The sequence below is a fragment of the Kitasatospora purpeofusca genome, from assembly GCF_036010405.1.
GTDB classification, from domain to species: domain Bacteria; phylum Actinomycetota; class Actinomycetes; order Streptomycetales; family Streptomycetaceae; genus Kitasatospora; species Kitasatospora purpeofusca.
Window position 1 is genome coordinate 3251351 of the sequence record NZ_CP108561.1, and the last position, 22398, is coordinate 3273748.

Sequence of the window (22398 nt, forward strand, 5' to 3'; positions counted from 1 at the left end):
GCATTCCCCTGGAGTTCTCATGTCCTACCTCGCCGATGCGGTCACCCAGCTCGCCTACGACCCGGGCATCCAGCCCAACGAGGGCGGCCTGCCCGGCCTCTCGGTACTCAAGCAGGTGATGGGCTCGCTGAACCTGTTCGGCATCATCGCGGTGGTCGGCGCGCTCGCGGTCAGCGCGGGTGTGTGGGCCTGGGGCCACCACTCGGGCGGCCACCAGGCCGAGGCCAACGGCAAGAAGGGCGTACTCGTCAGTGCGGGTGCCGCGCTGCTGCTGGGCGCGGCCAACGGCGTCGTGGCCTTCTTCAGCGCGCTCGGCAGCCAGGTCAAGTGATCATGCAGAAACGATTCCCCTCCTCTGCTTCCCGCAGCGGGATATCCGGCGGCGCCCTCGTGCGCCGCCGGGCGCTGCTGGGCACCGTGGTCCTGGTGGCGCTCGTCGCGCTGACCGGCCTGTTCTCCTACCTCACCCGCGACAACCGGGCACCGTCCAACCACTCTTCCGTACAGCCGACTTCGCCCGCTACGGCCTCCGCCCCGGCTTCGCCGTCGGCTCTGCCGAGCGGACGGTCGGCAGCTCTGCCCTCGCCGCCGGATACCCGTGACCCGATCGCATTCGGGAAGGCGGCGGCGGTGGCCCTGTGGTCGTACGACACCCGGGTCTACTCCCAGCCCGAGCTGGTGGCCGCGCTCCACCGGTGGCTGACGGCCGAGGGGCAGTACGTCGACGCCGACTCGGTCGAGCGCCAGGTGCCCTCGCCGATGCTGTGGGGGCGGATGGCCGACTCCGGCCAGTTCGCCACCGCGACCGCGGCCGAGGCGCACTTCCCGGAGTCCTTCACCCGTGCGCTGCAGGCCGATCCGGGGGCGATCACCCAGGCGTACGTCTACGCCGTCACCGTCTCCGGCAAGCAGTCGATCGCCTGGAACGGCTCGCCCCAGGGCGGCGCCGAGGACCGCTCGGCCACCCTCGCGGTGCAGTGCCGCCCCGACCGTCCCTGCGCTCTGGTCGGCGTAATGCCGTCCGTCGCGCCCTGACACCACGAAGGAGGTGCCCTTCGTGGGCGTCTGCGACATACCCCTGATGAGCCAAGTCTGCACCGTGGTCGACGCGGTCAGCTTCGTCTCCAACCCCGGCAAGTCCATCACCGACGGCATCGGCGCGTGGATCGCCAAGAGCATGGGCGAGCTGGCGGCCAGCGCCACCGACCTCGCCGCTCGCGCGGTCGACCAGACCACCGCCATCGACCTGAGCGCCCCGTGGTTCAGGGACAACTACCAGCTCATCCTGCCGATCGGGCTGATCCTCACGGTGGGCACGTTCTGCGCCCAGCTCATCCTCGCCGCCTGGCGCCGGGACGAACGCGCCCTCGCCCAGGCCGCCTGGGGCACCATGACCGGCGTCCTCTTCTCCTTCTGCGCGATCAGCTTCACCGCCGTGGCCGTCACCACGGTGGACGCCCTGTCCGCCGGCCTGTTCAAAGCCGCGAACACATCGGTGGACGACGCGGTCAGGCGCTTGGTCAAGGTGTCAGAGCTGGGAGCGATGTTCCCCCTCGGCTGGGCGATCCCAGCATTGGTCGCGGTCGGCTGCGCGATCGGGGCGTTCCTGTACTGGGGCGTCATGGTCGCCCGCAAGGTCGGCGTCCTGGTCCTCGTTGCGCTCGCCGCGTTCGCAGGGGCCGGCGGCGGCTGGGAGGTGGCCAAGCGCTGGCGGCGCGGCTGGATCGAGGCGACCGCCACCCTGGTGGTCAGCAAACTGCTGATGACCGTGGTCTTCCTGGTGGGCGTCTCGGCAATCGGCAAGACGGACGCCAAGGACGGCCTCGGCGCGTTGTCCGACGCCATGGCCGGAATTGTGATCATGGTGCTGGTGCTGCTCTGCCCCTACGCCGTCTACAAGTTCGTCCACTGGGCGACCGACGGCGGCGGTCACGACGACCTCCACCGCACCGGCGTCGCCGGGATGGCCGTCGCGGCAGGAGCGGCGAAGACCGCAGGCAGCCTCGCGATGCAGATGGGCACCGGCACCCCCATGCCGCAGGGGCCGAGCCAGGTCCCCGGCATGGACGGGGGCGGTGCCGGCGGCATCGACCCGACCGGGCGCATCAGCAAGGAAGGCATCGACGCCGGCCCCGCCCAGCAGCCGACAACCTTCCGCTTCGGCGAGGACCCGAGCGCGCCCGGCGACCGCGGACGGGCCCTGGTCACCCGGCCCGGCATCCCTGCCCTGGTCACCCGCCCGTCCTCCGAGGGCGGCGGCGGACAGCCGCAGGCCGAAGGCGGCGGAGAGCAGGCAGCCTCGGCCACTCCGGGCACCGGGGGCTTCTTCACCGCCGGCACCGTCGCCCCGCCTGGCACGGGTTCGCCCGCACCCTCGGCCCCAGCCACGCCTTCGCCGTCAGCCCCGGCTCCGGCTCCGGCTCCGGCTCCGGCTCCGGCTCCGGAAGGCCCGTCGGCGGCCGTACCGCCTTCCACCGGGACCTCCGCGCCGGACCCGGTCAGGTTCATCTACCCGAACCAGCCGCCCGCGTCCGGCTCCTGACCGGACCACCACCCGGGGTGGGCCGCGTCCTGCGGCCCACCCCGGCCCCACCGCCCTTTCCCTCTGCTGAAGGAGTCCGGCCATGAAGTCCAGAAGAGCGCCGCGCCCCCGCCCGCCGCCCGCACGCTCACCCCCTCTGGAACCTCGATGTCCTCAATCCCGAAGCCCGACGCTCCCGCGTCGGTCAAGTTCCCGCACCGCAGCCGCCGTGGAATCCTTCTCGGCCTCAGCGCCTCGCAGCTGATCACCGTCTCGGCCACCGGCCTGCTCCTGCTCGCCGTCCTCGTCACGCGCGGAGTCGTCGGCGCGCTCCAGCTCATACCCCTGTGGGCCGGTGTCGCCGCCTTCGTCCTCATCCGCTACCGGGGCCGCACCCTGGCCGACTGGGCACCGATCGCCGTCCGGTACGCGCTCCGCCGCTTCCGGGGCCAGCTGATCTGGCTCGCCCGCCCCTCCCGACGGCCGGTACGCGAAGGACTGCTGCACCTGCCCGGCAGCGCGGCCAGCCTGCGCGTACTCACCGCCCCGGACCGCCGCTACGGCGCCGTCCACGACCCGCACGCCGGTAGCCTCACCGCCGTCGTGAAGGTCAGCAGCCGCGCGTACGCCCTGCTCGACCCCGGCACCCAGAACGCCAACGTCAACGGCTGGGGCCGCTCTCTGGCCGCGTTGGCCCGCACCGGCCACGTCGCCCGCATCCAGGTGATCGAGCGGACTGTCCCCGACTCCGGCGACGCCCTGCGCCGGTACTGGGAGGAGCACGGCAAGCCCGACGCCCCGCTGGCCGGCGCCCTCTACGACGAACTGATCCGCGGCGCGGGCCCAGCCGCCGCCCCCCACGAGTCCTACGTCGCCATCGCGCTGGACTTCAAGGCCGCCCGGCGGCTGATCAACCAGGCCGGCGGCGGCCTGACGGGAGGCTTCAGCGTCCTCGCGCAGCTGACCTCGGCGTTCGAGCAGTCCGCCCGGACCGCCGGGCTCAACCCGAACGGCTGGCTGTCCGCCACCGAGATCGCCGCCGTCGCCCGCACCACCTACGACCCCAAGGCCCTTGCGGCACTGGACCGCTGGTCCGAGGACGGCCGCCCGGCCGCCGATCCGGCAGCGGCCGGTCCGGTGGTCGTGGTGGAGAAGGCCGACCACATCTCGACCGACTCCGCCCACCACACCACCTACTGGGTGGAGAACTGGCCCCGTACCGAGACCAGCCCCGGGTTCCTGCACCAGGTGATGTTCGCCCCCGGCGTGCGCCGCACCGTCTCCCTCGCCTACGAGCCGAAGGACCTGGATGCCGCGATGCGCGACGTCCAGCGCAAGAAGGCCAGCGTGATCGCCGACTCGGCCGAGCGCGCCCGCAAGGGCCAGGTCGCCTCCGAGGCCGACTCGGTCGAGTACCAGGACATCCAGGCCCGCGAGCGGCAGCTGATCGCCGGCCACGCCGACGTCGCCCTGACCGGCCTGCTGACCGTCTCGGCCGACACCGAGGAGCAGTTGCGCTCCGCGTGCGCGGTGGTCGAGACGGCCGCCGTCGGTGCCCAGCTCGACCTGCGCCCCCTTACCTGGCAGCAGGCCGAGGCGTTCACCGCATCCGCCCTGCCGTTCGCCCTCGCTTCCTAATCAAGTTGTCAAGCCGCTGACGTCACTGGAGGTGCAGGTTGGAAACACCGACCGTCACGGATGAGCGCCCACATGACGTTGACGCGCCGACGGGCCAGGGCGAGGACCGCTTGGGTGTGTCGCTTGCCCTCGGCGCGCTTGCGGTCGTAGAAACGCCGGGAGTCCGGATTGAAGCGGATGCTGATCAACGCCGAGGTGTAGAAAACACGTTGGAGCCCGCGGTGGTACTGCTGAGGACGGTGCAGGTTTCCGCTGATCCGTCCGGAGTCGCGCGGGGCCGGGGCCAGGCCGGCGAAGGACGCCAAGCGGTCCGGGGTGGCGAAGGACGTGATGTCGCTGCCGATCGCAGCGAGGAACTCGGCGCCGAGCACGGGCCCGATGCCGGGCATGCTGGCGATCACCTCGGCGAGTTCGTGCTCGCGAAACCGACCCTCGATGAGCTTGTCGATCTCCGCGACCTTCTCGTTGAGGATCATCACCTCCTCGGCCAGGGTCCGCACCATCTGGGCGATGGTCTTCTCCCCTGGAACGGAGGTGTGCTGACGCTCCGCCGCCTCGTAGGCGGTGGCGGCGAGCGCGGAGGCGCTGCGGACCTTGCGGTTATGCAGCCACCTCTCCAGGCGGCCGGCGCCGGCCCGGCGGATGGCCGCCGGGCTCTGGTAGCCGGTCAGCAAGATCAGCGGGCCCTTTGTCGTCAGGTCCAACGCGCGCTCCAGCGCCGGGAACATGCTGGTCAGAGTGCCGCGCAGGCGGTTGATCGCCCGGGTTCGGTCGCACGCGAGGTCGGTGCGGCGGGCGGTGAACAGCTTGAGTTCGATGGTCGCCTCGTCGCTCGGGCGCATCGGTCGCAGGTCGCGGCGCACTCGGGCCTGGTCCGCGATGACCAGCGCGTCGCGGGCGTCGGTCTTGCCCTCACCGCGGTAGCCGTCGGTGGCCCGGTTGACCGCCCGGCCGGGGATGTAGAGCAGGGGCTGGTCGTGGTCGACCAGCAGCGTGATCAGCAGTGCGGCGCCGCCGTCGGCCATGTCCACCGCCCAGGTGACCTCCTCGCCCAGCGCGAGCACATCGCCCAGCAGTTGGAGCAGTTCCGGCTCGTCGTTGGCCACCCGCCGGGACAGCAGCTTCCTGCCCTCGACGTCGAGGACGACGCAGTGGTGGTGGCTCTTGCCGCTGTCGATCCCCGCCCATATCCGGTTCATCGCGCTCCTGGAGCTCGTCGTTGCCGTACGTACCACGGACGACCTCGCCGGCATTGCCCTACTCAGCGATCTTCGTCGCACTTCCTAATCAGCGGCCGAGTCGTCGTGGGGTGCCGGGCGGCGAAGCGAGGTGAGCCACGAACGGCAGCCGCCTGAAAGCCACACCCAGCACCCCCGGGTGATCTGGACCTTACGACTGGCCCGACCGACCCATCAACAACGTAGGGCCGCCTGATGCCGGCCACCCCCTTCGCCGAAAGAGCACCCCGATGCCGGCCACCACCGCCACCGCGCAGGACTTCATCCCGTACGCGACCGCCGCGATCGACTTCCACCGCGCCCTGAACATCCCCGCAGGCCCGCTCGTCGCTTCACGGGCCGAGCTGGACTCCCTCCACGAGCACCTGGTCGCGCTGCACGGCCTCCTCGACGCGCATGCCCAGCGCGTTTCCCCGCTGCTGCCGGTCGAGGGCGACCACCTCAAGGCCACCCGCACCCGCCTGTGGCAGGCCGCCGAGCACCTCCACGCCGCCTACCACTCCGCTCCCCGGCCGGGCAGCGGCGAGGTCCCCGACGCCGAAGCCTGCCGGGCCCGCCGACCCGAAGGCGCCCCGGAGCTGAGCATCTGCCGCCGCCACCAGGAGGCCGCCCAGCTGGTCCGGCGCCGCACCACCCCCGCCGATCTGCACTCGCCGTTCACCGGCCTCGTCCGCCACTGACCCCGGAATCCGTGATCATGCCCAGGAACCGCGCCACCGCCAGCCCCCTGTTCGTCCCCCGCAAGACCTCCCGCGCCCAACAGCGCGCCGCACGGGCCGAGTTCGCCGAGGCCCGCACCAAGGCCCGCCGCGCCGAAGCCCCCTCGGAGCGAAAGGAGTTCGAGGGCGTCGACCCCGAACTGCGAGCCACCTACCCCGCCTCCGGCCGGCCCGGACGCGCCTCGGCACGCGGCGGAAAGCTCCGCCTGCCCAAGCACCGGATGACCACCGCCGTCGCGGGCGGCGCGTATCCGTTCCTCGCCGAGGCCGGACTCGGCTCCGAGGGGATCTTCATCGGCCGGGACCTCCACGCCGAAGGCAGCTTCTGCTACGACCCGTTCGCGCTGTACAACTCCGGCCGAATAGAGGGCTTCACGAACCCGAATGCGGTTTTGTGCGGGGTGATCGGAATGGGCAAGTCGGCGCTGGCCAAGTCGATCGCCACCCGGGCCATCGCCCACGGGTACAAGATCTACATTCCGTCCGACCCGAAGGGTGAGTGGTCTGCTCTCGCCGAGGCCCTCGGCGGCCAGACCATCGCGCTCGGCCCCGGCCTGCCCGGGAAGTTGAACCCGCTGGACGCACCGGCGCGGCCTGCCGGGGTGAGCGAGGAGGACTGGACCAGTGAGGTCCGTAAGCGGCGCCTCCTGCTGCTGGCGAGCCTCGCGGCCACTGTGCTCAAGCGCGATCTGCTGCCGATGGAGCACACCGGTCTCGATGTCGCGCTCGACCTGGTCGTCGCCGAGGCCGAGGCGGCGGGCACCGTGCCGCTGCTGGGTGATATCGCCCACGCCCTCGGCCGCCCCGAGCACCTGGACGCCGCCCTCGGCGACGAGGCCGGCGGTCTCGGCCGGTCTGTCGACGACCTGGCGCACGCCCTGCGCCGCCTCGTCCACGGTGACCTCAGCGGCATGTTCGACGCGCCGTCGACCGTCAGCTTCGACCCGGACGCGCCGATGCTGTCGATCGACCTGTCACGCCTGGGCTCCAGCGGCGACGACACGGCCTTGGTGTTGGCCATGACGTGCGCGAGCGCGTGGATGGAGTCCGCACTCGCCGACCCCGACGGCGGGAGGCGCTGGGTGATCTACGACGAGGCGTGGCGGATCATGCGGCATGTCGGTCTCTTGGAGCGCATGCAGCAGCAGTGGAAGCTCAGCCGCGGCTTGGGCATCGCCAACCTGCTGATCCTGCACCGGCTTTCCGATCTGCTGTCCGCGGGTGACGCGGGATCGCGCGGCCGGGTCCTGGCTGAGGGCCTCCTCGCGGACTGCAGCACCCGGATCATCTACCGGCAGGAGCCGGACCAGATCGCGGCGTCCATGGTCCTGCTCGGCCTCACCGGCGTCGAAGCCCAGGCCATCGCCGCTCTGCCCCGCGGGCGTGGCCTGTGGAAGGTGGCGGGCCTCAGCTTCATCGTGCAGCACCTCCTCCACCAGCGCGAGCGCCGTCTCTACGACACCGACTTCCGCATGGCCGCCTAGGCGAACTACCAATCAAATAAACCGAGTTGAGGATCAGTATCACACGCCGGACGCCCGCGCATCGTCTATACCGACCACTCCGAGCTGACGGAGGAGGACTTCACCGCCTTCGAGTCCCTGATGGCCGCCCAACGCATCGCCAGGGGCAGCGGCCACGACGCCAACTGGGATCTGATCCTCACCGAGGAGGGCTCGGACAGGAACGGGTGGTTGCACACCACCGGTGTCTTCCGCCCTGCTCCGGAGGAACGGCTCACTCGCCCCGTGCCTCTGGGCTACGTCGAGATGGAGTTCAGCCGGGAGGGAAAAGCCCTGCCGGACATCCCGGCCGGGGCCGACCGGCAGCGGACCACCGTCGCCCTCGCCCGCAGCACCGGCGGACGCCACGGTGCGGTGGCCGAGGCGGCCACCGCCGCCCCGGCCACCGCACCAACAGTGCGCCGCACCCGCTGACCGTTCGCGTCCTTCGCGGCCACGGCCCCGCAGGCAACGATTCCAACCGCCAACCGACTTGGGCAGGGACTTCACCACCATGAGCAACCTGAGCTACTGGGTGTACGAGGGGAGCCGTCGCAGGCCCGGCGAGCTGGCGAGCGATCCGGCCCATCTCCCCGACAACGCTTCGCCGCTCTACCGCCCGTCCTCTTCCCGGGTGCAGGCGTCTTCGCCGGAGAGCCTCGACCGCGCCACCCGCCGTCTGGCTGCCGCCGACGAGGCGGAGTTCCCGAGCCTGTTCGGCGAACTCGTCAGCAGCAGCTTCGGCGCGGTCAACCAGCTCCACGAGCTGCTCAGCGCCGCCGCGGACTGGTGCCGGGACCACGCCGCGCGTCAGTACGGGGCCGAGTTGGAGACCCTGGCGGACCGAGTCGCCGACCTCGGCGAGGAGCTGCACCTCGTCAACGACAGCCTCGGCCGTGAACTTGCCTCCCGGAGCAACCGGCTGGCCGCCGCTGTCAGCCGGTCCCCCTCGCGTCCGCCTCGGCCCGCTCCCACCTCAGTGGCTCCGGCCGCCGCCCGGGAGGGCGTGCGGGGGCCGGACCCGGTGCCCCGTGTCCTCTGACAAGCGATCTTGACCCTTTGCCAGGTGAGTTTGACCGATGGGGAGGCCGAGAGTCAGGTCTAGACGGTGCGCCTGTACTCGTCGCGGCCGTGCCGCACCCGCGACTACAACAGGCCAGCTGCTTGGAGAACCTGGGTGTCACCGCGGTAGGGGTAGTGATGACCATGTTCGAGGCTCTTCTGCACCAGCCCCACGGCCTTGATCTTGTCGGCGTGGAAGACCGACCAGGTGTGGCACTTTTCGCACAACTCACAGGTCAGGAAGGGCCTGAGCCGGTACAGCCGATGGTCCCGGTCCGCCAGGTAAAGGCTTCCCGTCTCCACCCTGTCGCCCTTGTACGGCATGGTAGAGGTCGGGACCACGCTGTGATCACCCATGAGGCGCCGGAAGCTGATCGTCTCCTCCCCTCGGAAGTCATCCCAGGCCACGCCCGTCACGTGGATCAAGGGAAGGTCAGCGAGGAAGAGAGCACGGGTGCGCAGGGTGGACAGGTCCTCGTACACCTCGTCCAGTGCGGCCGGGAGCTCGACATCGGTCGGCTGCCGGTCATGGGCATAGTCGTTCCGTCGGCCGGCGAGGCGGATTCGCGCCTTGTCGGCCGCTTCGTCCTTGAGGAGCGCCCCCAGTTCGTGAAGCGGATGGTCGAGCCGCAAGCTGCGGCACTTCTTTCCCCCCACCTCTGTCAGGATGCTGGCCCAATCACCGAATCCCGGCCCTCCGGGGGCATTCGCCAGCTTGCGCTGGACGTCCGCGACGGAGGTCAGGTCGATTTTGGCTTCCCTGGCAAGTGCAGCCGCGACAAGGGCGGTGTAAGCCAGCAGTGACTCTGCCGCACCAAGGGTGGCCGTGTAGGCGATCCTCCGATCGCCAGCACTCATTCGCACCTCGGCCTCCCGCCAACGCAAAGCAACGGGATACGGGAGCCGGGTCCGCGCGATGTAGTCCGGGGCGTCCAGCTCTGCAGCCGCCTCAGCCCTCAGGCGGGTGACCTGCCCCGCAGCAAGGATCGCCCGCCTGGCCTCCGTAAGGTCTGTTCCCCTGTCAAAGACCGTATCGGCCAGCGCCACCGCGTCGGTGCTCCAGGCTCCCAGCCGCCGCCCGGCGGCGGCGAGGTCGCCCAAGGCTGCGGACAGTGCTTCATCGTTCCGAGGTAGTCCCAACGCCTTCAAGGCCGTCAACTGGATGCGCGGAATAACCTCTCCAGAGACCAACGAACCGACGGCGTCAGAACGGAGAAACGCCAGGATCAGGCGCTCATGTTCCGGTGCCAGGGGGCTCACAGGGCGCAGGACTACGGTGCCGCCCATGGCAGCCGCAGGAAGGTCGGCCTCCTGAACACCTGCCGCCTTAGGACGACCGGAGACGATGCGGGACAGCACAATGTCGCCGGCCTGAAGACGCGATCGATCCGGAACATCGCTTCGCCAGTCGGAATCCTCATCCCGTTCAGCGATTGATCCGTCGCGTCCGATGTGCCGAAGCCAGATGAGGCGAACAGCCCCGGGGTCACTGGCCTTGCAGGTCCCCAGTGCGCTCCTATTCGGGCTCCAACCGTGGATGACCTGTCCTATGACCGACTCGAATGCCAAGGTCCGATCCGTGCCGTGCACAGCCGGGTCTTCGGGTCGATCGCTGGCACTGGACAAGGTCCCCCCTGGGATTCGGTGATGACGGAATCCTAATGGGGAGATGTGCACCCCAGAGACTCGGATTCAAGGAGCTGATTGAGTGTCAGTACCCCCAGCGGTCGCTGACATCGGCGAGCGCGCCCTGCTCCAGTCAGCGGCACCCGCCCGGCGCGGGAACGGGGGCCTCCGTCGGCCGGCTCGCGGAAGAGGCCGGCCCGCTCAACCGGGAGCAGCCGGGCCCGGTAGTCCACCTGGACGGGAGTGTCGGTGGCGGGCTCGGAGAACGGGCGGTACAACGGGCGGCGGGGTGTTCGGCGTTCATGATCAGCCAGCCTGGTAGGACCGGACCGGCCCCTGCCGTCCTCTGACGAGTGATCTTGACCGGTTGCCAACCGATCTTGACCGTCGGCCTGTCAGCGGCAGATCCAGTAGCTGTTGCGGGTCGAGTGCCTGTGTCGCTCGCCGGTCGGGCGAGTCACCACGACGGCGCCGTCTTCGTACGAGACCCGGTCGCCCGCCGCGACGAACACCGGCTTGTCCAGGTCGACATGGAAGTCGCAGTGAAGCTGGAACTCGCTAAGGAGCAGCAGCCGCGGCACTGGAGTGACTCCATCGAAATTGATGCGCATGGGGCCGAGCATTCCCGAGGACGCGGTGCGGTTGCGACAGGTTTCCGGCCCTCTTGGTATGGGCCGCCTCGGGTGGCGCGGCAGCGATCAGGCTCCAGTCAAGATCAAGTGACAGAGACCTGCGGGCCGTCAAGATCTCTTGGCAATCGGTCAAGATCACCTGTCAGAGGACACCCCGGAGCCAGCCGCCGATCGCTGCGGCCTCGCCCGGACGCCGCCGTTCGCCCTGACCGGCGCTAGCACCGGATCACGGCCCCGCCAAACCGGCGGATCTCCGCATCCTCGTCCTCGCCCCCTCACCGCCCGCCGGCCCCGGCGCTCCGCCAGGCCGCCCTCTCGAAGGAGAGCCCGTGGATCCCGACTGCGTAACCGTGCTGTTCAGCGACAAGGGCGGAGGCATCAACGCCCGCGTCTTCGGGCCCTTCACCTCGGACAAGCCCGGAGACACTGCCAACCGCCAGCGCTACGCCGAGATCACCGTCCCGCTCGAACAGCGGGGACTCAACTGCACCGTGGACTTCGGCCTCGACGACTACATCGTCAACGCGGAACTTCCCGACAGCAGCCATCTGACGATCTCCCCGGAGCAGTCCGACTACCCAGACGACACTCCTCCGGGCTGGCTGGTGACGCGCTCGAACCCCGACGACCCCGACCTGTTCGAGATCGTCTACGACAGCCAGGCCGGCGGCCCGGCGCAGTTCAACGCGGGGAGCGTTCCGCACCTGCTGGCCGGGGTCGACGCCCGCCTCGACGAGTTGGGCGTCGCGACACGGGAGCAGGCGGCGGCGCTGCAGCAGCGCGCCGAGTCGCTACTGCACCGGGCTGGCTTCGTCCCCGTCGTCCGCTTCCACGACAGCTACCACCGGCTGCCCGCTGGCATGGCTGATCCCGGCGAACGGCAGGCAGCGCTCGGCCGGGCTCTCGACCTCCTGCGCGACGAGGGGTACGGCTACGCCTTCCCCGCTGATTTGCGCCCTGTGGATCCGCGACCCACCGCAGCCCCGCGCAACCAGCCTGGGGTCTCGCTGCCCTCGGTCGGCCGGGCGATCGCCGAGGCCGGCCACACGCGGGAGGTCGTCGAGGCGCTCAGCGAGCTGACCGCCCCCGGCGACGGCGTCCTCGACCAGGTGATCGGTGTCCTCGACCAGACCGCCGAGTGGTGGGAGGGCCTCGGCGGCGCCGCTGATCCGCACTACGCCGCGCGCCTGCGCTACATCTCCGAGCACGTCGGGGGCTACGTGCGGGAGGTCCGAGCGATGCGCGGCGACCTCGCCGACCGGCACGCCCCGCATCCCGGCCGCTCCCGGTCGGCACCCCCGCCCGTCTGCGCGACGGCCTCCGACGAGGCCAGGGTTGCCGCCGCCCTCGCCGCCTCCCCGACGGCAACCCGCACCCTCACGGGCCACCCCGCCGAGCCCGCCCTGGCTGCGGCTGCCGCCGCTGTGCGCCCGGCCGGGCCCCGCCGCTGACCACCACCGCCCGGAAGGAGCACCACATGCCTCGTACCAGCAGACCGCGCCCCGTCAACCGACCACCGCCCGTGCCCCGAAGCGGAGCCCCCTCATGTCTGCCGATTCACCCGACCTCCTGCCCCACGTCGCCCTCGGCCGCCACCCCGATCACGGCATCGTCGCGGCCCTGCCCACCCAGTCGGCCGCCGCCCAGTGGTTCCTGGAGCGGCTCGAGTTCCAGCCCGTCCCCGGCCACCCGAGCCTGTACGCGCTGACCGACCAGCACCGCGAACCGACCGAGCGCGCAGCCTGGGCCGCCAAGCTCCTCAACGGAGCCGGCTACCGCGTCGACACCGACCTGGCCCTCGCGCCCACGAACGCCACCGAAACAGCGCGGACGCGGATCGACGCGCCCCTCCAACCACCGGCCCACGAAGTGGACACGGGCCCTGACGTCGCCTTCGCAGAACACCCGCGGCTGGGCGTCGTCGCCGCCGTCGGCGGCAACCAGCCGCTCAGCCCGGCCGTCTTCCTGGAGACCGACGGCTGGCGCCACCACCGCGAGCTGGACATCTACCTCGCCCCGCCGGCCGCCACCCGGGCGCAGTCCCTCGACGCGGTCGCCAGGACCACGGTGGCGTTGCAGCGGGGCAACTACCAGGTGGCGATGCATCCGCAGCTCGCTGACTCCGTCGCCGCCCGCAGGGCCCCGGCCACCGAGGCGTTCACCACACGCAGGTTCCGTGTCGACGAGGCCGCGCTCGCCAAGAGCCCTGCGGCCCGCTCGGTGACCACCGCGAAGGCCGCTGCTCCGTCGGGCCCGCCACCTACTGCAGCAGATCCGCGAGTTGCCTTCGCCCGTGCCCGCTGACCCCAGCCCCCCTAATCAGACGAAGGACCCGAGATGGCAGTGAAGAAGGTATGGAAGATCTCGCACTCGTGCGGGCACGAGAGCGAGCGTGACCTCGGTGACCGCCCGGCCGACCGCCGCGCCGGGTTCGCCGACTGGCTCGCCAAGCAGGACTGCACCGACTGCTGGCGGGCGGCGAAGGACGGAGACGAAACCGACAAGGCCACCTGGCTGGAGGCGAAGCGCGCCGCCGAGCAGGCGGAGTCGGACGCCTGGTCCGAGCAGTACCGGATGCCGCCGCTGGAGGGCACCGACAAGGGCCGGGCCTGGGGCGTGCGCTGCCGCCACCAGCTCCTGGCCGCCGCCTACACGGTCCTCGTCCAGGAGGACGGCCTGTCCGAGACCGACTGGGAGCAGATCGAGGAGCGGGCCCGAACGGTCACACGCGCCGGCTGGTGGATCGACCAGCGAGCTTCCGAGCCCCGCGACCTGGAGGAACTGCTGACCGCAGCCGTGGACGCAGACCGGCCGACCGAGAACCCCTTCGTGTGACCTGCCGGTGCCCTGCCCCGGCGCAGGGCACCGGCCACAGCACGGCATCGCCACGCCGACACCAGGCTGCTCCGGCCGCCAGCTCCTACCACCGATCTCCGGCCGGGCCAAACCGCCGGATCTGCGGATCCTCTCCTTGCCAGCCCGCCCGCCGGGCCCCGCCGCCCGTCCGAGAGGGGACGCCGTGATCGCCCACCTGCAGCGCGCCACCACCACGGCCGCGCTGATTCCCGCCCTCTACGGGCACAATGACCCGCGCTACCGCTTGCAGCCCCGGCTGATCGATGCCGACTACCGCGGAGCAGGCAAACAGCTCCCCCTCTTCGGCGACCCGCAGGAAGTCCTCGGCGGCGGCGTCCTGGACGCCCCCGCCACCCGGATCGGCTCCCGGGCACCCGAGCGCCCGGTGTGGATGTGCTCCGTACGCTCCGACCCGCGCCACCCGGACCTGACCGACGCCCAGTGGGCCGCCGTCGCCCGACGTCTGGTCACCGCGACCGGACTCGCCCCCGCAGACGACCCGGACGGCTGCCGATGGGCCGCGATCCGAACCCTCGACCGCTCGGTGCACATCGTCGCCACCGTCGTCCGCGAGGACGGCAGCGTCCACGGCACCTACCGGGACGCCTTCCACGCACAGGCCGAATGCCACCGCATCGCCGCCGACCTCGGCCACCTCAACCGGTCAGCGCCCTCCGTCACCACCGCCAAGGACTACCGCATACCCGCACCCGTGATCGCCATCAGCCTCGAACCGAGCGGCAGCGTCGTCGCCAAGGGCTCCAGCGACGACCTGTCCGCCGCCCTGCTCAAGCACGCAGGGTTCAAGCAGATCGAGGACTGGCACGGCCGCCGCCACCGACTTCCCAGCTCCACCGCCCGCCCCGACAGCGCCGCCATCGCCACCCACGCGGCAGAGATGCTGCGCGCCGCCCGGTACGACGTCGACATCGACCCCCAACTCGACATCGAGCCACTCAACACCGCGGGGCAGCAGCTCCTCCACCTCACCGACCAGCTCCGCGCCGCCACCGAGTTCGACGAACTCGCCGGCGTGCTCGACAACCTGCTCGACCCGGACGACGGAGCGCTCGTCCGCCTTCAGGAAGCCCTGGAGATCGCCTCCGAGCAGATCACTGACCTCGACCCCGAGCAGTACGAACTCTCGGACCGGTTCGGCGTCGCCTCCGACCAGCTCGTCGCTGCCCAGGCCGAACTGGCCGGGGCTGTCGACGAGGTGCAGCGCGCCAAGTCCCACACGGAAGGTGCCGCCGACCGTCGGGCTTCCGCCTCCTACTCAGCCGCAGTCCGCGCGGCCCGCGCCACCTCGCCGGCCGTCGCCGCCCGCGGTGTGAACGCCACCGTGGCGACCGCAACCGCACCGCCGGCCGTTGCGGGGCCCCGGACGCCGGGCCGCACGCGGTGACCACCACCCCTACACCTCAGTGGAGTTGGCCCGATGCCTGAGCACTACCCGTCGATCGGCGAGGCGATCGGGGCCGCGATGCAGCACAACATCCGCCTCGCCCACGGACCGGATCCCGCCCAGCCCCTCCAGCTCCGGTACTTCCCTCCGCCAGCCGCCGACCCCTACTCGATGCCGGGCATGATCGCGCGGCTCGAAGTGACGGCCAACCCACAGGACGTCGCCGGGATCGTCGAGGAAGCGACCAGCGCCCTCGTCGGTCCGCTGCCGCAGCTCACCGAACTGGTCGCCGCGTCCGCCGACTGGGCCAGGGCCCGGCTCGACTTCGACGCCCCGCACAGCAACCCCGCCTTCGAGGTGTGGACACGACTGGCCTCCGCCCACCGGATGCTGGCCCAGGTCCAGGAGGACCTGGAGGCCGCCCTCGACGGCATCGCCTCGCTGCCTGCGGAAGTGAGCGCCTCCCGGAACCACGACTTCGTCAAGGTCCTGCGGACCCGGGAACTGCTGCACGACGTGATGGGGGCCGGCCATCCCGAACCCGACCCCGAGGCGAAGCGGCGGCAGGCCGCCATCGCCGGATCGCCCAGTGCCCACGCCCCGTCCGGCGCCCGACCCGCTACACCCGCCGCGACGCCTTCCCCCCACGTCGGCGGGCCAACTCCCGGCCGCACTCGCTGAGCCCTACCTGCCTCCCCGACCCCTTTCGAACAGGAACGCTCCATGTACTCCGCACTCACCCCCGCACCCGTGGTCACGTTCACGCGGGACTCCCAGGGCAACATCACTGCCGACGCCGACTTCAACCCCGGCCTGGTCGCCGAACTCCTCGCGCATGCCGGCTTCACCGGCGACGCCGACATCCCCTACGAATTCCCTTCCCTTCCCGCCGATCTGGGGCTCGAACCGACACGCCAGGCGCTCGCCTACGCCAACCACATGCTCAGCGCCGCCCGGTACGTGACGACGATGCCGCCCGAGCTGAAGACGATCCACGGCCACGCCGAGCGGTTCACCTACCGGCTCAGTCCTACCGAGTCCCTCGAAGCCGATATCGAGGAGCTCTCCGACTCCCTGTACCGCTGCGAGGACGTTGCCGACATTGCGCGCATCGCCGACACGATCTTCAACGAGGGCGAGGGCGTCCTGGTCGCCGTCGAGAACTTCGCGCGGACCGCCGCGCACAAGCTGGCCGCCTTCGACACCGAGGAGGCCGGAGCCATCGCCGACCAGTTCCTCAGCATCTCCCGGCGTCTGGACACCATCACCTCGGTCTACGGCTTCATCGGCGAGAACCTCCTCGACCTCCACGACAACGTGTCCGCCGACCAGCCGTCCGCTGTCCCGCCTCCGGCCGCCACCAGCTGAAACGTTCCCTCTAGATCCGCAAGGAGCAGGCCCGTGAACCGTACGAGAGCCGAGCGCGCCCCGCCCCTGCCCGCTCGCACACACCAGGAACCCCCTTGCCTGCCCCGCGTACCAGCGCGCCGTCGACCACCTCCGGGTCCGACGCGCTCCTCTACCTCCTCTACGGCGTCCTCGGCGCCGCCCTGGCTTTCGGCTCACTCGCCTGGGTGACCGGCAACCTCGCCAACTACTTCGTCGGCAGCGGACCGTGGGCCCCGTTCCGGGCCACCGACGCTCTGCTCCACCCCGACGTACTGTGGCCGCACCTGAGCGCCACCGCACTGCTGGTCGGCGCCCGCGTCATCCCCGGCCTGCTCACCATCGTCCTGACGATCACGGGCCTGGTGCTGTGGATGCGCTGGCGCGGCGGCGCGAAGACCGGCCTCGCCCGCAAGGCCGACCTCGCCCCGCTGCTGGACAAGGAAGTCACCGCGAAGGCCCGCAGCCTGCGCCCGAGCCTGAACGACCGGGAGTGTAAAAGAGGTCGAGCCCAACGACCGGGGCATCCTGGTCGGCACGCTCTCCCCCGGCAAGGCCGAGGTCCGTGCCTCCTGGGAGGACGTCCTCGTCGCCATCATGGCGCCGCGCTCCGGTAAGACCTCCGGACTGGCGATCCCCGCGATTCTCGCCGCACCCGGTCCTGTTCTGCTCACCTCGAACAAGGCGGCCAACGACGCCTACACCACCACGGTGGACGCCCGGTCGAAGGTGGGCACCGTCTGGACGCTCGACCCGCAGCAGATCGCCCACCACCCACGCGAGATGTGGTGGGACATCCTCGCCGACGCCCGCGACCTCGCCGGCGCGAAGCGACTCGCTGGGCACTTCGTCACCGCGTCCGTGGACGAATCCAGCGGCTCGGACTTCTGGTCGACCGCGGCGAGCAACACGCTCGGCGCCCTCTTCCTCGCCGCCTCAAGCCACCGCCGACCGATCACCGACGTCCTTGCCTGGCTGGCCTCTCCGGCCGACCGCACCCCGGTCGACCTGCTCTCCGATTCCGGCCACCACGCCGTCGCCGCCCAGCTCCAGGGCACTGTCTCCGGCGCGACGGAGACCCGGGACGGGATCTACGAGACCGCGAGGCAGTACGCCAGCTGCCTGCTGGACCCGGAGATCGCCGCGTGGGTCACCCCGACGCCTGGCCTGCCGGAGTTCAAGCCGTTCGAGTTCGCCACCTCCCGCGACACCTTGTACTTGCTGAGCAAGGACGGCGGGGGCAGCGCCAGCGCGATCATCGCAGCGGCGGCCGACGCGGTGATGCGGGCGGCCGTCATCGTGGCAGAGCGCTCCGGCGGACGCCTCGACCCGCCCGCGCTGTGCGTCCTCGACGAGGCCGCCAACGTCTGCCGCATCAGCGACCTCCCGGATCTCTACTCCCACCTGGGCAGCCGTGGCGTCATCCCGATGACCATCCTGCAGAGCTACCGGCAGGGCCAGCGCTGCTGGGGAGAGGCCGGCATGGACGCCCTCTGGTCCGCAGCCACCGTCAAGGTGATCGGCAGCGGCATCGACGACGCCGACTTCGCGGACAAGCTGTCCCGACAGATCGGCGAGCACGACGTCCAGACCACCTCGGTGTCGACGAGCGACGGCGGCAAGTCCACCTCCGTGTCGATGCGCACCGAGCGCATCCTGCCGCCGGACGCCATCCGCGCGCTGCCCAAGGGCAAGATCCTGCTGTTCGCCACCGGCATGCGGGTGGCGATGCTCGACCTCAAGCCCTGGTACAAGGAGCGCTCCGCCAAGGAGATCGGCCCGGCTTCCTCGCGCGCCACCAAGGCCATCACCGAGCGTGCCCTCGCCAAGGCCAGCGCTGACCGCGACAACTTCGGGCTGGCGTCGTGAGCACCAGGCGCACCACCAGCCGGTGGCCCGACCGCCTGTCCAAGGACACGGAGCCCGATCCTGCGTTCGCCGGGCCGAGTTGGCGCCACGTGCGACGCGGCACATGGGTCTACCAGAACGCCCCCGGGGCTGCCCGTGTGCAAGCTGGCCTGCTGGACAACGGGAGCTGGTCCCTGGACCTGTGGTCAGCACAGAACCGGCTGCTCGCCCACGGCTCGGCCACCGCCAGCGAGGTCAGCGCACTCGCACCAGTACTCGCCGCCAACGCCGCCCGCTGGGCACCGCCGTCGGGCCGTGAAGCCTCGCAGCGTCGCTTCGCCGGAACCGCCGAAGCACTGCGCAACGGCAGCCGGTCCGCACCGGACGAGGCCAGGGTCCACGCGGCCACCGCCGCCTCGCCCAGCGACGCCCTCCCCGGACGATCTCCTGCCTTGGCCGTTCCACCGCCGCCCGCGCGCCCGGCGCCACCATCCGCCGCCCGCCGCTGACCGCCCCCTCCCTCACCGAAGGTCCTACTCCGATGCCCGTCACCACACGTCGAGCTGGAGAACGGCGAGGCCGACGGCTGCTCCCCGTGGTCCTGCCGGTCTGGTGCTCCCGCGGTAGGCGACCTTGCGCTCGCTGCTTAAACCCCCCTGTCGAGTCCTGGAGTTGCCATGTTCGAAAGCACTTCTTCGTCTCGTGTCCCCCGCTCCGAGCGGCTGGCCGGCTCTCCGGTCGTCCGTCGGGGCGGCCAGTGGTGGCTCGTCAGCAGTACCGGGTCGATCCTGGCGAACGACCCGAGTTTCACCGGTGAGCTGGACCGCTTCGCCGCCGCCATGGCCGCCGCCGACCGCGAGGTCGCCCGGATCCGGGACGAGCGGGCAGCCGCCCGGAAGGAGGGACCGTGATGCACGCCCTGCTCAAGGGCGAGCAGGCCGTCCTCGGCGCGGTCCTGCTCGACCCGGCCCAGCTCGACAGGCTGTCCTGGCTGACGCCGGCCGACTTCTACCGACCGGCCCACCAGGCCCTCTTCGCCGCGATGCGGACGATCAACGCCAAGGAGCGGCCGGGACGGGAGGCGGACGGCACGGTGCCGATGTCCTGGCTGACGGGCACCGTCACCGAGGCCGGCCGCCACGTGCGCGGGCTGAGCGCCTCGTACGCGCACACCCTGATCGCCGCGTGCCCGCGTCCGAAGAACGCTCCGGTCTACGGCCGGATGGTGCTCGAAGGCTCCATCCACCGGACCGTGACGGAGCACGCTGTTCGCCTCGAACACGTCGCCCGGGTCGATGCCGAGCAGCAGCAGGTCGACGGCGTGTTGCACCACGCCGACGTCCTGGCGGGTGTGCTCGGCGATCTCGCCCGCCGATGGGGCACCGAGCCCCGGCCACTCGCTCCGGCACCCACCGCTGCGGGACTCGCGCAGGCGACGCCGTCGCCCGTCGCACCCGCGCAGGCCGAGGACGAGCAGTTCCTGCTGGCCGTCCTCGTCAGCCAGCCCGCGGCGATGGCCGAGGTCTACGACTGGCTGCGGCCTGGCGACTTCGCCGAGCCCGGCAACGGCCAGGTCTACCGGTGTCTGGGGGCCCTCCAGCACCGGGGCGAGCCGATCGACGAGGTCACCGCCCTGTGGGAGGTCCAGCGGCGCGGCCTGCTGACCGACGGCACCCTCTCGCACGAGCAGCTCGACAGCGTCTTCGGCGGGCCGGGAGCAGGCTCGGCCGAGTGGCTGGGCGATCGGGTCATCCGCTCCTCGGTCGTCCGCACCGCCGCCGGGGCCGCCAGCACGATCAGGTCCTTGGCCGAGAACGAGGCCATGGCACCCGGCCGTCTCATCGGCCAGGCCCTGCATGCCCTCGGCCCGCTCGACGAGGTGCGCGCCCGCTGGCGCACGGCCAACGGGCGCCCTTCTCCAGGCACCGATAAGGCCGGCCCGGCGGAACCCTCCGATCCTGCGGCCCGGGTGCACGCGGCGCTGGCCCGCAGCTCCCCACGGCCAGCGACCGCGAAGGCCGCCCCGTCGACAGCTCCCCTTGCCCGGTCGGGCACCGCACCACACCGCCGCACTTCTCCCTCCTTCCACCCGCGGAGCACCCCGTGAACAGCCCTATGTCGGAGACCCTGCTGCTGCACGCCACAGCAACGGCACTCGACGCCCAGCGTGACAAGTTGCCCAAGGTGCACGCCCCGTTCCGCCTGCCCGACCCCATCGCTGTGGGTCGCCAGATCACCGAACTCGGCGGCTCCATCGTCGAGATGGGCGACGAGTACCTGTTCCGCGCAGAGGTGTCCGCACCACAGGAGCACACCGTGCTCGCGGCCGAGGCGTTCGCCAACGCGATCGGCAGCGTCGCCCAGGCGGCCTCCGCCCTCGGCACGGTCGCCCAGCAGCTCGCCTTCGTCGCCCGCACAGCCAGCAAGCGTGGTGAGCCTGCCTACAAGGACGCCCACACGATCGCCGGCGAGACCGTCGAGTTCGCCGTCGAGACGGCACGCGACGACCTCGCCGAGGCGGCCAAGACTCTTCGAACGGCGGCCTCTGCCATCTCCCCGCCGTCGGTCCAGCTCAGGCAGGCCGCCCTCGCCCGCTCTCCGGCTCCCTCGACCTCCGGGGCGCCGCCGACCGCGACCACCGCTGCCCCGGTCTCCGCCCCGGCCGTCCACCAGGCAGCCCCCGTCGCGGCCTCGGCCACCATACGAGGCCGGCGATGACGGTCTCGATACCGCAGTTCCCGCCCGGACCGCTGATCGGGAGTCTGTGCAGCGGGTACGGCGGGCTCGACCTCGGCGTCCAGAGCGTGCTCGGCGGCCAGCTCGCCTGGCACGCCGAGATCGAGCCCGGCCCGTCCGCGATCCTGGCCAGGCACTGGCCCGGCGTGCCGAACCTCGGTGATGTCACGGCGGTGGACTGGGCGAACGTTCCGCGGGTCGGGGTCCTCACAGCCGGTTTCCCCTGTCAAAGACGTCTCGGTCGCGGGCCGTCGAGTCGGCCTCAACTCGCAGACCCGATCAGGGCTTTGGCTGCACGTTGCCCGCGCTGTCGAAGTCCTCCGCCCCTGCCTCCTGGTGGTCGAGAATGTACGAGGACTCCTCACCTCCCCAGGTTCCGCTGGCGACCTGGAACCCTGCCCGTGGTGTTTGGGAGACGATGCAACCCTCCCTCCTCTGCGGGCACTTGGCGCCGTACTCGGCACCCTGGCCCAGCTCCGGTACGACGCGCGGTGGCTCGTTCTTCGCGCCTCCGACGTCGGAGCCCCCCACCACCGGGCCCGGGTCTTCCTCACTGCCTGGCCCGCCGACCACGGTGCTGAAGACGCCGACCAGCAACATCGCCAAGAACGGCGGCAGCCAGCACCCGGCCAAGCGCAAGAGCGGCGGCCACGGCCCGAACTTGGCCGACGAGGTGGAGTGGCTTTTGCCGACGCCGAAGGCCAGCGACGGGATCAAGGGGTCGCCGAACCAGCGGCACGGGAACGGGGACCTGACCCTTCCTTCGGCAGCCGCCTCTTTGCTGCCGACGCCGAGGGCCTCCGACACGGGCACCCCGGGGCGGCGGCCTGGGAAGGGCTGGCGACCGCCGCTGTCGGCGGTGGTCCTGCCGCTCTGGGCGAACCCGCCGTCGGAGCAGACCATGGACGGTGGGGACAGTACGCCTCCGCCATCGCCCGATGGGAGACCCTCACCCGCCCCGCGCCGCCGGCCACCGACGAAGGCGGACGGTTGCGGGCCGAGTTCGTGGAGTGGATGCAAGGGCTTCCGGCTGGCTGGGTAACCGCCACCCCCGGGCTCGGTCGACCGGCACAGCTCACCGCTCTCGGCAATGGCGTTGTCCCGCAACAGGCCGCCAGGGCTCTGAAGTTGCTGGGGCCACCGATGTCCCACTGCCTGATGTGTCGGGTCCGGTAGGGGCTTCTACCTGCTTTTCGCGGCCGTACCAAATCGCGGATTCTCCGGACTCT

Annotated in this window: 22 protein-coding genes and 2 pseudogenes; 21 read left to right on the forward strand and 3 right to left on the reverse strand. The window is 71.2% G+C overall.

The window, feature by feature from the left end; genetic code table 11:
• Positions 1-19 precede the first annotated feature (19 nt).
• From OG715_RS14050 to OG715_RS14065, 4 genes are all read left to right on the forward strand, one after another.
• Positions 20-331 carry a DUF6112 family protein gene (locus OG715_RS14050; protein WP_035800273.1) on the forward strand — a complete coding sequence of 104 codons (312 nt, stop codon included), beginning with the start codon at positions 20-22 and terminating at the stop codon, positions 329-331.
• 2 nt (positions 332-333) lie between these two features.
• Positions 334-1035, forward strand: a complete 702-nt coding sequence (locus OG715_RS14055) for a hypothetical protein (RefSeq protein WP_266269054.1) — start codon at positions 334-336, stop codon at positions 1033-1035.
• Between the two features lie 22 nt (positions 1036-1057).
• Complete coding sequence (locus tag OG715_RS14060) at positions 1058-2542, forward strand: SCO6881 family protein (RefSeq protein WP_438268099.1); 1485 nt, start codon at positions 1058-1060, stop codon at positions 2540-2542.
• Between the two features lie 147 nt (positions 2543-2689).
• Positions 2690-4159 carry a PrgI family protein gene (locus OG715_RS14065; RefSeq protein WP_266269056.1) on the forward strand — a complete coding sequence of 490 codons (1470 nt, stop codon included), beginning with the start codon at positions 2690-2692 and terminating at the stop codon, positions 4157-4159.
• Positions 4160-4167: 8 nt separating this feature from the next.
• Here the strand turns inward: OG715_RS14065 and OG715_RS14070 are convergent, their stop codons facing one another.
• Positions 4168-5358 (reverse strand): IS110 family RNA-guided transposase, encoded by a 1191-nt coding sequence (locus tag OG715_RS14070; RefSeq protein ID WP_266269057.1) that lies wholly within the window; start codon positions 5356-5358, stop codon positions 4168-4170.
• Positions 5359-5627: 269 nt separating this feature from the next.
• Between OG715_RS14070 and OG715_RS14075 the strand changes: the two genes are divergently transcribed.
• The 4 genes from OG715_RS14075 (at position 5628) to OG715_RS14090 (ending at position 8660) form a co-directional block, all read left to right on the forward strand.
• Positions 5628-6077: a DUF6238 family protein gene (locus tag OG715_RS14075; RefSeq protein WP_266269058.1), complete on the forward strand. Its 450-nt coding sequence runs from the start codon at positions 5628-5630 to the stop codon at positions 6075-6077.
• Positions 6078-6094: 17 nt separating this feature from the next.
• Positions 6095-7600 carry an ATP-binding protein gene (locus OG715_RS14080; protein WP_266269059.1) on the forward strand — a complete coding sequence of 502 codons (1506 nt, stop codon included), beginning with the start codon at positions 6095-6097 and terminating at the stop codon, positions 7598-7600.
• Positions 7601-7720: 120 nt separating this feature from the next.
• The gene (locus tag OG715_RS14085; protein WP_266269061.1) at positions 7721-8053 is read left to right on the forward strand and encodes a hypothetical protein; all 333 of its coding nucleotides are present in this window, start codon (positions 7721-7723) and stop codon (positions 8051-8053) included.
• A 79-nt stretch (positions 8054-8132) separates the two neighbouring features.
• Positions 8133-8660, forward strand: coding sequence for a hypothetical protein (locus tag OG715_RS14090; protein ID WP_266269062.1), 528 nt, complete (start codon positions 8133-8135; stop codon positions 8658-8660).
• Positions 8661-8764: 104 nt separating this feature from the next.
• On the opposite strand, the gene OG715_RS14095 is transcribed toward OG715_RS14090, so the two are convergent.
• Both OG715_RS14095 and OG715_RS14100 read right to left on the reverse strand, forming a co-directional pair.
• Positions 8765-10249 carry a restriction endonuclease gene (locus OG715_RS14095; protein WP_266269064.1) on the reverse strand — a complete coding sequence of 495 codons (1485 nt, stop codon included), beginning with the start codon at positions 10247-10249 and terminating at the stop codon, positions 8765-8767.
• A 452-nt stretch (positions 10250-10701) separates the two neighbouring features.
• Positions 10702-10917, reverse strand: coding sequence for a hypothetical protein (locus tag OG715_RS14100; protein ID WP_266269065.1), 216 nt, complete (start codon positions 10915-10917; stop codon positions 10702-10704).
• 350 nt (positions 10918-11267) lie between these two features.
• On the opposite strand from OG715_RS14100, the gene OG715_RS14105 reads away from it, so the two are divergent.
• The 13 genes and pseudogenes from OG715_RS14105 (at position 11268) to OG715_RS14165 (ending at position 22345) form a co-directional block, all read left to right on the forward strand.
• Complete coding sequence (locus tag OG715_RS14105) at positions 11268-12389, forward strand: hypothetical protein (protein ID WP_266269066.1); 1122 nt, start codon at positions 11268-11270, stop codon at positions 12387-12389.
• A gap of 94 nt (positions 12390-12483) precedes the next feature.
• Positions 12484-13242: a hypothetical protein gene (locus tag OG715_RS14110; protein WP_266269067.1), complete on the forward strand. Its 759-nt coding sequence runs from the start codon at positions 12484-12486 to the stop codon at positions 13240-13242.
• Positions 13243-13275: 33 nt separating this feature from the next.
• Entirely contained in the window at positions 13276-13773 is a 498-nt protein-coding gene (locus OG715_RS14115; protein ID WP_266269068.1) for a hypothetical protein, read from the forward strand.
• 184 nt (positions 13774-13957) lie between these two features.
• Positions 13958-15199: a hypothetical protein gene (locus tag OG715_RS14120; RefSeq protein WP_266269069.1), complete on the forward strand. Its 1242-nt coding sequence runs from the start codon at positions 13958-13960 to the stop codon at positions 15197-15199.
• A 33-nt stretch (positions 15200-15232) separates the two neighbouring features.
• Positions 15233-15880, forward strand: coding sequence for a hypothetical protein (locus tag OG715_RS14125; protein WP_266269070.1), 648 nt, complete (start codon positions 15233-15235; stop codon positions 15878-15880).
• Between the two features lie 42 nt (positions 15881-15922).
• The gene (locus tag OG715_RS14130) at positions 15923-16567 is read left to right on the forward strand and encodes a hypothetical protein (RefSeq protein WP_035800249.1); all 645 of its coding nucleotides are present in this window, start codon (positions 15923-15925) and stop codon (positions 16565-16567) included.
• A 95-nt stretch (positions 16568-16662) separates the two neighbouring features.
• Positions 16663-18454 (forward strand): annotated as a pseudogene (locus OG715_RS14135) (type IV secretory system conjugative DNA transfer family protein).
• Positions 18451-18942: a hypothetical protein gene (locus OG715_RS14140; RefSeq protein WP_266269072.1), complete on the forward strand. Its 492-nt coding sequence runs from the start codon at positions 18451-18453 to the stop codon at positions 18940-18942. Before OG715_RS14135 ends, OG715_RS14140 begins: the two are co-directional and overlap by 4 nt.
• Positions 18943-19110: 168 nt before the next feature.
• Positions 19111-19344, forward strand: a complete 234-nt coding sequence (locus OG715_RS14145; RefSeq protein ID WP_266269073.1) for a hypothetical protein — start codon at positions 19111-19113, stop codon at positions 19342-19344.
• On the forward strand, positions 19344-20540 hold the full coding sequence (locus OG715_RS14150) for a DnaB-like helicase N-terminal domain-containing protein (RefSeq protein WP_266271671.1): 1197 nt from the start codon (positions 19344-19346) through the stop codon (positions 20538-20540). The genes OG715_RS14145 and OG715_RS14150 overlap by 1 nt, the downstream gene beginning before the upstream one ends.
• The gene (locus OG715_RS14155) at positions 20537-21151 is read left to right on the forward strand and encodes a hypothetical protein (RefSeq protein ID WP_266269074.1); all 615 of its coding nucleotides are present in this window, start codon (positions 20537-20539) and stop codon (positions 21149-21151) included. Before OG715_RS14150 ends, OG715_RS14155 begins: the two co-directional genes overlap by 4 nt.
• A pseudogene (locus tag OG715_RS14160) lies at positions 21148-21336 on the forward strand (DNA cytosine methyltransferase); the annotation flags it as partial. The gene OG715_RS14155 and the pseudogene OG715_RS14160, both read left to right, overlap by 4 nt.
• A complete protein-coding gene (locus OG715_RS14165; RefSeq protein ID WP_266269075.1) occupies positions 21332-22345 on the forward strand; it encodes a DNA cytosine methyltransferase in 1014 nt (337 codons plus the stop codon). The pseudogene OG715_RS14160 and the gene OG715_RS14165, both read left to right, overlap by 5 nt.
• The last annotated feature ends 53 nt before the right edge of the window (positions 22346-22398 follow it).

Excerpts from the sequence above, each read along its gene's own strand:
- OG715_RS14110 (WP_266269067.1), top strand. The coding sequence starts at position 12,484 with ATGTCTGCCGATTCACCCGACCTCCTGCCCCACGTCGCCCTCGGCCGC.
- OG715_RS14130 (WP_035800249.1), top strand. The coding sequence starts at position 15,923 with ATGTACTCCGCACTCACCCCCGCACCCGTGGTCACGTTCACGCGGGAC.
- OG715_RS14070 (WP_266269057.1), bottom strand. The coding sequence starts at position 5,358 with ATGAACCGGATATGGGCGGGGATCGACAGCGGCAAGAGCCACCACCAC.
- OG715_RS14100 (WP_266269065.1), bottom strand. The coding sequence starts at position 10,917 with ATGCGCATCAATTTCGATGGAGTCACTCCAGTGCCGCGGCTGCTGCTC.
- OG715_RS14150 (WP_266271671.1), top strand. The coding sequence starts at position 19,344 with ATGCACGCCCTGCTCAAGGGCGAGCAGGCCGTCCTCGGCGCGGTCCTG.
- OG715_RS14050 (WP_035800273.1), top strand. The coding sequence starts at position 20 with ATGTCCTACCTCGCCGATGCGGTCACCCAGCTCGCCTACGACCCGGGC.
- OG715_RS14085 (WP_266269061.1), top strand. The coding sequence starts at position 7,721 with ATGGCCGCCCAACGCATCGCCAGGGGCAGCGGCCACGACGCCAACTGG.
- OG715_RS14125 (WP_266269070.1), top strand. The coding sequence starts at position 15,233 with ATGCCTGAGCACTACCCGTCGATCGGCGAGGCGATCGGGGCCGCGATG.
- OG715_RS14115 (WP_266269068.1), top strand. The coding sequence starts at position 13,276 with ATGGCAGTGAAGAAGGTATGGAAGATCTCGCACTCGTGCGGGCACGAG.
- OG715_RS14145 (WP_266269073.1), top strand. The coding sequence starts at position 19,111 with ATGTTCGAAAGCACTTCTTCGTCTCGTGTCCCCCGCTCCGAGCGGCTG.
- OG715_RS14090 (WP_266269062.1), top strand. The coding sequence starts at position 8,133 with ATGAGCAACCTGAGCTACTGGGTGTACGAGGGGAGCCGTCGCAGGCCC.
- OG715_RS14065 (WP_266269056.1), top strand. The coding sequence starts at position 2,690 with ATGTCCTCAATCCCGAAGCCCGACGCTCCCGCGTCGGTCAAGTTCCCG.
- OG715_RS14165 (WP_266269075.1), top strand. The coding sequence starts at position 21,332 with ATGTCACGGCGGTGGACTGGGCGAACGTTCCGCGGGTCGGGGTCCTCA.
- OG715_RS14055 (WP_266269054.1), top strand. The coding sequence starts at position 334 with ATGCAGAAACGATTCCCCTCCTCTGCTTCCCGCAGCGGGATATCCGGC.
- OG715_RS14080 (WP_266269059.1), top strand. The coding sequence starts at position 6,095 with ATGCCCAGGAACCGCGCCACCGCCAGCCCCCTGTTCGTCCCCCGCAAG.
- OG715_RS14075 (WP_266269058.1), top strand. The coding sequence starts at position 5,628 with ATGCCGGCCACCACCGCCACCGCGCAGGACTTCATCCCGTACGCGACC.